This is a genomic window from Lysinibacillus telephonicus (genome assembly GCF_003966145.1).
GTDB classification, from domain to species: Bacteria; Bacillota; Bacilli; order Bacillales_A; family Planococcaceae; genus Ureibacillus; species Ureibacillus telephonicus.
The window spans coordinates 1-1,711 of the sequence record NZ_RXNR01000143.1 but is presented as its reverse complement, the minus strand read 5'-3'; the positions used below and the strand labels follow the sequence as shown (position 1 = coordinate 1,711).

Annotated in this window: 1 protein-coding gene; it reads right to left on the bottom strand. The window is 35.8% G+C overall.

Annotated elements, in window-relative coordinates; translation table 11 throughout:
* Positions 1-134: 134 nt before the first annotated feature.
* The gene (gene istA / locus EKG35_RS20535; protein WP_036176596.1) at positions 135-1,565 is read right to left on the bottom strand and encodes an IS21 family transposase; all 1,431 of its coding nucleotides are present in this window, start codon (positions 1,563-1,565) and stop codon (positions 135-137) included.
* Positions 1,566-1,711 lie beyond the last annotated feature (146 nt).

The window sequence follows — 1,711 nt, the reverse complement described above, 5'->3', positions numbered from 1 at the left end:
TCGCCTGTTCACGGCCATCTCGTTCTTTTAGTAATAATTTATAGACAAATTCATCTGGTGTTGTAAATGGAATTTCCTCGAACCCCTCAGCGATATGAGCTAATCTAAGTTGCTTACATAAATGTTCGATCGTTTCATTCATTTTCACTCACCCCCGATGTTACTGGCTGTAGAGCATCATACTGTGACCACTCTACATCATAAGGATGAGAAGAAAGCTTATCATTATTGGCTATTAACTCATAAAATTGGCTATCAATTTCCTTCATATCATGCTGAAGTAGTAGGGTAATAACTTCTTCGATTCTCCGTTTCCGTAAAGATAAGGATGGGACTAATAAATATTCCCTTATACGTACCGGTAGGTACTCTGTATATCTTGAATGGCCAACTACTCTCGGTTTAAGTAGCCAGTCTTTGAATATATCAATCCAAGGTATAAACCTACGCTTTTTCATATATGGTCTTGAATCACTTAAAATTACTTCACCATTATTTGTTATGACCTTAAACTGATCCCAAAAAGTAACGCAATATAACTGCGAATAGTTCTTCGCCTTTGGCACATGAATGAGATGTTGATCCAATTTGAATTCGTTATATTTATTAAATTTGATTGGCATTTGTTTAAAAACTGGATAATCATTTTCAGGTAACTTTAATAATTGCTTCTGTTCACTCTCCCATAAAATTTCTATCATTTCACCCTTGCGATAGTGCATGCGTTTACGGTCTTCTACTAATCTCTCAGATAACTGATTTTCTAAATCTTCAAAGTCCTTCATTACAGGAGGGACACTAAAGAAGTTGTATCGAATATAACCAACTTTCCGTTCCACATTTCCTTTTTCATGACCGCTTCGGGGATTACAAACTTGAACTTTAAAGCCATAATGATTTTGAAAAGCAATGAATTCATCAGTTAACTGTGCTTCTCCTTCGGAACCACGCACTTTTTTCACCGCAGGTGTTAGATTATCGATTCTAATACTAAGTGGTACGCCTTCAGCTTGTTTAAAAAGTTTCTTCAGCCCACTTAAAAAGCACTCTTGGTTTTCAGAAGGAAGGGGGATTCCTAATGCGACATTACTTGCTGGAAATGACATTACTAGTGCATGTACATCTACTATTTCCCCTTCATGAACAGCTTCCATTATCCCAAAATCAACTTGAGCTTCTCCTTCAGGATGTGTTAATCGTTCAAATCCCTTGGAAATTTCATCATCTCTATTAGCTCTCCATTCCTCTATAAAGTTACAGACTGTTCGATAAGAACCTTTGAAGTCCATTTTTCCCAAGGCTTCATACATTTGCTTATTAGTTCTTCTTAATTTCTTCTTTACTTTTGAGTCCTCTTCAAGCCAATCACTTACGATTTCTCCCCATTTTTCGTCATACATCATTCCTTTCTTTATTTGTGTTTTTACTTGAGGTAGTTGATCCTTATCACCATATTTTTTTGCTGTTCTCCAATTGATGGATAAAGTTTCCGCAATTGTAGATATCGATAATCCTTTTTCATTTCTTAATGTTTTGATACAATTAATTTCAGACATTGCTAGCATCCTTTCATTCCTCCACTGCTAAAATTCGACACTTTAACAGTAGAATGACTTGGGGTGGCTGGCAAGTCTATTTTTTTGCACTAAAAAAGTGCTAGACTCTGTACAAATTCTTTGCACAAGTCTGCACTTTTATTTTGCAATAAACA